Origin of the sequence: Rhodoplanes roseus, assembly GCF_003258865.1 — a bacterium.
GTDB classification, from domain to species: Bacteria; Pseudomonadota; Alphaproteobacteria; order Rhizobiales; family Xanthobacteraceae; genus Rhodoplanes; species Rhodoplanes roseus.
This window is the reverse complement of the sequence record NZ_NPEX01000276.1, coordinates 1-7,574: the sequence shown is the minus strand read 5'-3', so window position 1 is coordinate 7,574 and position 7,574 is coordinate 1. Positions and strand designations below refer to the sequence as shown.

Here is a 7,574-nt window from a genome sequence, read left to right as displayed (position 1 = left end):
GCGATAGAGCGCGCCGCGGGCCGGCAGGAAGACCAGGCCGGCGGTCGGCCGTCCCGCCTCCACGATCGCGACATTGACCGTGTACTCGTCGATGCCTTTGACGAACTCGCGGGTGCCGTCGAGCGGGTCGACCAGGACGAAGGTCGCGGCCCCGAAGCCGCGGCCGGCATTGTCGTCGCTTTCCTCCGACACCACCGGAACCCCGGGCAGCAGCCGGGCGAGCCCCTCGGCGATCACCTCCTGGGCGGCACTGTCGGCCGCCGTCACCGGGCTGTGGTCGGCCTTCTCGCGCACCGCGAGGGCGTCGCGCGACACGTCGAGAATGGCGCGGCCGGCCCGCGAGACCAGGGTCGTGAGGGCGGCCAGGAGGGCGTCGTCGGTCGGGAGCATCGGTCCGCACGTCATGGTGAACAGTGGTTTGCCTTGGTGCTTCGCGCCGGTGTATCACACCGCACCACCGCGGCGCGGCGCCGATTCGGTGGCCCGCGGAGAATAGACCCGATGTCCAGCGCAGCGACCTCCGGCGCAGCGACTCTCGATCCGCTCGACCTGTCGGCCCTGCTGTGCTCGCGGGTCTGCCATGACCTGATCAGTCCCTCCGGCGCGATCGTCAACGGCCTCGAGGTGCTCGAGGACGCCCAGGACGAGGAGACCAAGGCTTTCGCGCTCGACCTCATCAAGAAGAGCGCCATCCGGGTCTCGGCCCGGCTGCAGTTCTGCCGCATCGCCTTCGGGGCGTCCGGCTCGGCCGGCGCGCAGATCGATCTCGGCGACGCCGAGAAGGTGGCGCGCGGGGCGCTGGAGGACGAGAAGGTCAAGCTGACCTGGAGCCTGCCGCGCCTGCTGCTGCCGAAGAATCGCGTCAAGCTGGTGCTCAACCTGCTGCTGCTCGCCGGCCACACGATCCCGCGCGGCGGCACGCTGACGCTCGACCCGATCGGCGACGGCGAGACGATGGGCTTCAAGGTGGAGACGCGGGGCATCAATGCGCGCGTGCCGCCGCACCTGCCGCTGCTGGTCTCCGGCACGCCGGACGACCCGGCGATCGACGCGCACGCGGTCCAGCCGTTCTACGCCGGACTGCTGGCGCGCGCCTGCGGTCTCGGCGTCAGCTTCTCCACCGAGGGCGACGCCATCGTGATCAGGGCGACGACGCCGGCGAGCGCCGAGCAGACCGCCGAGGTCGGCTGACGCGATCTCGTAAGATCGGGTTATTTCAAGCTGTTCCGCGAGTTAGTCGGTCGCGGCGCCAGTCGCCGCGGGCGAAATTATTTTGGTCGCGCCGGTGCCGCGCCGGGCCGCTTAACAGCCGATTAACGGCGCCGAACCCGCCGACATTTTTGCTCTAATTTTCAACAATTCCCCTTGGTGCGGCGACGCCTTGAGCGAGCCGCACGCTCGCGTGGCGCGGCGACGTCGGCGGTTTATTCGTCCCGATCGAACAGACCGACACCTTTGCCGAAACGAAACTTAAACGCTTTCCCAACAGGATGCACGTGCTCCCGAATTCTTCCCCGGGCTGCCCGAGCCTGTAACGCGAGTTTTAATCCGATGGACGACTTGCTCCGGGAATTCTTGACCGAGACCAACGAGAGTCTCGACGTCGTCGACGTCGAGCTCGTGCGGTTCGAGCAGGATCCGAACAACGCCAAGATCCTCGACAACATCTTCCGGCTTGTCCACACCATCAAGGGGACCTGCGGGTTCCTCGGGCTGCCCCGCCTCGAAGCGCTGGCGCATGCTGCCGAGACCGTGATGGGCAAGTTCCGCGACGGCACGTCCGTCACGGGCGAGGCGGTGACGCTGATCCTCTCCACCATCGACCGGATCAAGGCGATCCTCGACGATCTGGAGCAGAACCAGGAAGAGCCCGCCGGCCAGGATCGCGATCTGATCGACGAGCTCGAGCGGCTCGCCATCAACGCGCCGGCGCCCGCCAAGGCGGCCCCGGCCGAGGCCGCGCCGGCCGCGACGGCTCCCGAGACCACGGGCGAGCTGACCTATCAGGTCCTGGAGCGCCAGCTGCGCCCCGGCGAGGTCTCGCTCGACGAGCTCGAGCGCGCCTTCCGCGAGACGCCCGGGCCGAAGTTCACGCCGCCCTCCAGCGTCCCGAACGCCGCCAAGGCGGCCGCCGCGATGTCGGCTCCGGCCGAGAAGAGCGACGACGAGAAGAGCGACTCGAAGGTCGCCAACCAGTCCATCCGCGTCAATGTCGAGACCCTCGAGCATCTGATGACGATGGTCTCCGAGCTGGTGCTCACCCGCAACCAGCTCCTGGAGATCGTGCGCCGCCACGAGGACTCCGAGTTCAAGGTGCCGCTGCAGCGGCTCTCCAACGTCACGGCCGAGCTGCAGGAAGGCGTCATGAAGACGCGCATGCAGCCGATCGGCAACGCGTGGCAGAAACTGCCCCGCATCGTCCGCGACCTCGCGACCGAGCTCAACAAGCAGATCGAGCTCGAGATGCACGGCGCCGACACCGAGCTCGACCGCCAGGTGCTCGACCTGATCAAGGATCCGCTCACCCACATGGTCCGCAACTCGGCGGACCACGGGCTCGAGACGCCGGCCGAGCGCCGCGCGCTCGGCAAGCCCGAGAAGGGCACGATCCGCCTCTCGGCCTATCACGAGGGCGGCCACATCATCATCGAGATCGCCGACGACGGACGCGGTCTCAACACCGAGAAGATCAAGGCCAAGGCCATCTCGAGCGGGCTCGCCACCGAAGCCCAGATCGAGAAGATGAGCGAGGCGCAGATCCACAAGTACATCTTCGCGGCCGGCTTCTCGACCGCCGCCAAGGTGACCAGCGTGTCCGGCCGCGGTGTCGGCATGGACGTTGTGCGCTCGAACATCGACCAGATCGGCGGCACCGTCGACGTCAAGTCGGTGGACTGCTCCGGGTCGAGCTTCATCATCAAGATCCCGCTGACGCTCGCCATCGTCTCGACCCTGATCGTCGAGGCCGGCGGCGACCGCTTCGCCATCCCGCAGCTCTCGGTCGTCGAGCTGGTGCGGGCGCAGACCAACTCGGAGCACAAGATCGAGCGGATCAAGGACACGCCCGTCCTTCGGCTGCGCAACAAGCTGCTGCCGCTGATCCGGCTCAAGAGCCTGCTCAAGATGGACGAGGGCGAGGTGCAGGCCGGGTCGACGAACGACGCCGAGAACGGCTTCATCGTCGTCACGCAGGTCGGCAACCAGACCTTCGGTATCGTGGTGGACGGCGTCTTCCACACCGAGGAAATCGTCGTCAAGCCGATGTCGACCAAGCTGCGTCACATCGCGATGTTCTCGGGCAACACGATCCTGGGCGACGGCTCGGTGATCATGATCATCGACCCGAACGGGATCGCGCGGGCGCTCGGCACCATCGCCACGGCGACGACGCAGTCCGAGGAGGCCAACGCGGTCCAGCATCACGTCGGCCAGGACAACACCACCTCGCTGCTGGTCTTCCGCGCCGGCTCGCCGGAGCCCAAGGCGGTGCCGCTCTCGCTGGTCACCCGCCTGGAGGAGATCGACGCCACCAAGATCGAGATCTCCAACAACCGTCGTCTCGTCCAGTATCGCGGCCAGCTGATGCCGCTGGTGCGGGTCAACGACGAGGTGCAGATCCGCACCCAGGGCACCCAGCCGCTGCTGGTGTTCTCCGACGACGGACGCTCGATGGGCCTGGTGGTCGACGAGATCGTCGACATCGTCGAGGACAATCTCAACATCGAGGTGTCGAGCGAGGTTCCGGGCGTGCTCGGCTCCGCGGTCGTCAAGGGCCACGCCACCGAGATCATCGACATGGGCTACTTCCTGCCCATCGCCTTCGAGGACTGGCTGCGCCGCAAGGACAAGGCCCTCGGCGGCTCGGTGACGCGCTCGCTGCTGTTCGTCGACGACTCGGCGTTCTTCCGCAACATGCTCACGCCGGTGCTCAAGGCGGCCGGTTATCACGTCACCACGGTGGGCGGGGCCGAGGACGCCATGGAGGTGCTCAAGTCCGGGCGCCGCATCGACGTCGTCGTCACCGACATCGACATGCCGGGCATGAACGGCTTCGACCTCGCCCAGGCCGTGCTGGCCGATCCCGAGACCAAGGACGTTCCGATCATCGCCTTGTCGGGCCTGACCTCGCCCGAGGCGATCGAGCGCGGTCGCGAGGTCGGCTTCCACGACTTCGTCGCCAAGTTCGACCGGCCGGGCCTGATCGCGGCGCTCAAGGAACAGACCGCCCACGCCGAGGCGGCGTGATGGAGACGAGGATGGCCAACGACAACAATCCCGGCGACATGCTCACCGAGTACGTCACCGTCATGCTCGGCGAGCAGCTCTTCGGGCTCCCGATCTCGCGCGTCCAGGACGTGTTCATGCTGGAGCGGCTCACCCGTGTGCCGCTCTCGCAGCCGGAGATCGCCGGCGTGCTGAACCTGCGCGGCCGCATCGTCACGGCGATCGACATGCGTCGCCGCCTCGGTCTGCCGAAGCGCGAGGACGGCAGGAAGCCGATGGCGATCGGCATCGAGTCGAAGGGCGAGTCCTACGGGCTGCTGATCGACTCGGTGGGCGAGGTGCTCAAGCTCGACGAGAACAATCGCGAGCCGAACCCGGTCAATCTCGACACGCGGCTCGCCCGCGTCTCGGCCGGCGTTCACCGGTTGGAGGGCCAGCTCCTCGTCGTTCTCGACGTGGACCGGGTGCTCGACATGGGCGAGGCCATCGCGGCCTGACCGCGGCGGAGATCGATTGCGGGTGCGCCGGCGGCAGATGCGCGGCCGGTGCACGAGAGAGACGAGGCACGCGATGAAGACCTGTTTGGTTGTCGACGACTCGAGCGTCATCCGCAAAGTGGCGCGGCGCATCCTGGAAGGGATGGACTTCGCGATCACCGAGGCGGAGGACGGCCAGGAGGCCCTGGACGCCTGCCAGCGCGAGCTGCCGGACGCCGTGCTGCTCGACTGGAACATGCCCCGCATGGACGGCTACGAGTTCCTGCGCACGCTGCGCCGGATGCCGGGCGGCGACCGCCCGAAGGTGGTGTTCTGCACCACCGAGAACGAGGTCGCGCAGATCGCCCGTGCCCTGCACGCCGGCGCCGACGAATACATCATGAAGCCGTTCGACAAGGACATCGTCGCGGCCAAGTTCCAGGAAGTCGGGCTGGTCTGACCGGCTCCGCCTTCCGGCGCAATCAGCAATCAACGTCCGTCGCTTCTTCAGCGTAACCGAGTATCTCGTGTTATGGCACTCGCCGTCACATCCGCGTCCAAGACGACGTCCGCCGCCCGGGACCGTGTCCGGGTCATGGTGGTCGACGACTCGGTCGTGGTGCGCGGCCTGATCGCCCGCTGGCTGGAGGAGCAGCCGGACTTCGAGGTCGTCGCCTCGCTGCGCACCGGTCAGGAGGCCGTCGACCAGGTCGAACGTCTCGATCCCGACGTCGCCATCCTGGACATCGAGATGCCGGTCCTGGACGGCATCTCGGCGCTGCCCCAGCTCCTCGCCAAGAAGCGCGACCTCGTCGTGATCATGGCGTCGACGCTGACGCGCCACAATGCCGAGGTCAGCCTCAAGGCGCTGTCGCTCGGTGCCGCAGACTACATTCCGAAGCCCGAGACCGCGCGCGGCGTCACCACCTCGGCCGACTTCAAGCGCGATCTGGTCGAGAAGGTGCGCCATCTCGGTCAGCGCCGCCGCCGCATGCGCGGCCCGCGCCCGGCGCCCGCGACGCCGGCGCCGTCGGCGCCCGCCCTCGGCCGTCCGGCCGTCCACGCGCTCGCCACCGACAAGGCGCCGCCCTGCAAGCTGCGCCCGTTCTCGCACACGATGCCGCGCGTGCTGCTGATCGGCTCCTCGACGGGCGGACCGCAGGCGCTCAACGAGGTGATCGCCCAGCTCGGCCGGGTGATCGACCAGGTTCCGGTGCTGATCACCCAGCACATGCCGCCGACCTTCACGACCATCCTGGCCGAGCATCTGTCGCGCGCCAGCGGCAAGACGGTTCGCGAGGGCGTCGACGGCGAGCCGGTCGTCGCCGGCCGCGTCTATGTGGCGCCGGGCGCGATCCACATGCAGGTGGCCCGGCGCGACAACCAGCCCGTCATCGTGCTGCGCGACGGTCCGCTGGTGAACTTCTGCAAGCCCGCCGTCGATCCGCTGCTGGTGTCGGCTGCGCAGGTGTGGGGAGGCGCATCGCTCTGCGTCATCCTCACCGGAATGGGATCGGACGGCGCGAAGGGCGCCGCCGAGCTGGTCGCCGCGGGCGGCAGCGTCATCGCTCAGGACGAAGCCTCGAGCGTCGTGTGGGGAATGCCGGGGGCGGTCGCTCAGGCGGGGTTGTGCTCTGCAATCCTGCCCTTGCCGCAGATCGCCCAGAAAGTAACGCGTATTTTCTCGGGAGAGCGCTCGTGACGCCGTTCGACTACGACTTCCTGCGCCGGCTTCTCAAGGATCGGTCGGGCCTCATGCTCTCCGCCGACAAGGAGTACCTTGTCGAGAGCCGGCTGTTGCCGATCGCCCGCAAGAACAATCTCGGCTCGCTCAGCGAGCTGGTGCAGAAGCTGAAAGCTCCGGGCTCGGAGAACCTGCTCGTCGCCGTCGTCGAGGCGATGACCACCAACGAGACCTTCTTCCTGCGCGACAAGGTCCCGTTCGACCACTTCCGCAACTCGATCATCCCCTCGCTGCTCAAGTCGCGCGAGAGCAAGCGCAAGCTGCGCATCTGGTGCGCCGCCGCGTCGACCGGCCAGGAGCCGTACTCGCTCGCCATGTGCCTCAAGGACATGGGGCCGCGGCTCGACGGCTGGCGCATCGAGATGGTGGCGACCGACCTCTCGATGGAGGTTCTCGACAAGGCCAAGGCCGGCGTCTACAGCCAGTTCGAGGTGCAGCGCGGCCTGCCCATCCAGATGCTGCTGAAGTACTTCACGCAGACCGGCGAGACCTGGCAGATCTCCCAGGAGATCCGCTCGATGGTGCAGTACCGCACCCTCAACCTGCTCGGCGACTTCACCAGCCTCGGCCCGTTCGACCTGGTGTTCTGCCGCAACGTGCTGATCTATTTCGATCAGCCCACCAAGGTCGAGGTCCTGGAGCGGATCCGCAAGATCACCGAGCCGGACGGCTTCCTGGTGCTCGGCGCCGCCGAGACCGTGGTCGGCCTCACCGATGCGTTCAAGCCGGTGCCCGACCAGCGCGGCGTCTACGCCCCGAATGTCGGCGCCGCCCCGGCCAAGCCGGCCAGCACCGGCTTCGCCATGCCGGCCACCCAGCGCCTCGCGGCGAATTTCGGCGGCAACCGCTGAGAGGGCAGGCGGCCGACCGCGCTGCGGACGGCTCATCCGATTGAAAAATGCCCGGCTCGCGCCGGGCATTTTTGTTTTCGCCGGGCGGTGCGTGTCTCGCGTCGGGCCAGCGTCATCGCCGGTCACGACCCCATCGGCGCCAAGACGAGTTCGGAGGCACGGCGTCTCGATCGTCGTCGTCCGCGCAGGCGACGCTTTGCAGAATCCCACCCGTCATCCCGGGGCGGCGCGAAGCGCAGAGCCCGGGATCCATAATCCCTGCACGTCGTGAGCCACCGG

The 7,574-nt window shown here is 67.8% G+C and carries 7 protein-coding genes; 6 read left to right on the top strand and 1 reads right to left on the bottom strand.

The features are described from left to right. The coding region (locus CH341_RS25615; RefSeq protein ID WP_281023630.1) for a 3'(2'),5'-bisphosphate nucleotidase CysQ family protein at positions 1-390 on the bottom strand (390 nt) is incomplete at its 3' end. Positions 391-501: 111 nt separating this feature from the next. Here CH341_RS25615 and chpT point away from each other — a divergent pair. The 6 genes from chpT to CH341_RS25585 all read left to right on the top strand — a co-directional run bounded on the left by chpT (position 502) and on the right by CH341_RS25585 (position 7,295). Then, positions 502-1,191: a histidine phosphotransferase ChpT gene (gene chpT, locus CH341_RS25610; RefSeq protein ID WP_111421803.1), complete on the top strand. Its 690-nt coding sequence runs from the start codon at positions 502-504 to the stop codon at positions 1,189-1,191. 360 nt (positions 1,192-1,551) lie between these two features. Beyond that, positions 1,552-4,245 carry a hybrid sensor histidine kinase/response regulator gene (locus CH341_RS25605; protein ID WP_111421802.1) on the top strand — a complete coding sequence of 898 codons (2,694 nt, stop codon included), beginning with the start codon at positions 1,552-1,554 and terminating at the stop codon, positions 4,243-4,245. A gap of 11 nt (positions 4,246-4,256) precedes the next feature. Further along, entirely contained in the window at positions 4,257-4,721 is a 465-nt protein-coding gene (locus CH341_RS25600; protein WP_170149805.1) for a chemotaxis protein CheW, read from the top strand. Positions 4,722-4,794: 73 nt separating this feature from the next. Then, on the top strand, positions 4,795-5,160 hold the full coding sequence (locus CH341_RS25595; RefSeq protein WP_111421800.1) for a response regulator: 366 nt from the start codon (positions 4,795-4,797) through the stop codon (positions 5,158-5,160). Positions 5,161-5,232: 72 nt separating this feature from the next. Next, positions 5,233-6,402 carry a protein-glutamate methylesterase/protein-glutamine glutaminase gene (locus tag CH341_RS25590; RefSeq protein ID WP_111421799.1) on the top strand — a complete coding sequence of 390 codons (1,170 nt, stop codon included), beginning with the start codon at positions 5,233-5,235 and terminating at the stop codon, positions 6,400-6,402. After that, positions 6,399-7,295 carry a CheR family methyltransferase gene (locus CH341_RS25585; RefSeq protein WP_111421798.1) on the top strand — a complete coding sequence of 299 codons (897 nt, stop codon included), beginning with the start codon at positions 6,399-6,401 and terminating at the stop codon, positions 7,293-7,295. The genes CH341_RS25590 and CH341_RS25585 overlap by 4 nt, the downstream gene beginning before the upstream one ends. The last annotated feature ends 279 nt before the right edge of the window (positions 7,296-7,574 follow it).

Coding starts and splice junctions, on each gene's coding strand:
- chpT (WP_111421803.1), top strand. CDS start 502: ATGTCCAGCGCAGCGACCTCCGGCGCAGCGACTCTCGATCCGCTCGAC.
- CH341_RS25605 (WP_111421802.1), top strand. CDS start 1,552: ATGGACGACTTGCTCCGGGAATTCTTGACCGAGACCAACGAGAGTCTC.
- CH341_RS25600 (WP_170149805.1), top strand. CDS start 4,257: ATGGCCAACGACAACAATCCCGGCGACATGCTCACCGAGTACGTCACC.
- CH341_RS25595 (WP_111421800.1), top strand. CDS start 4,795: ATGAAGACCTGTTTGGTTGTCGACGACTCGAGCGTCATCCGCAAAGTG.
- CH341_RS25590 (WP_111421799.1), top strand. CDS start 5,233: ATGGCACTCGCCGTCACATCCGCGTCCAAGACGACGTCCGCCGCCCGG.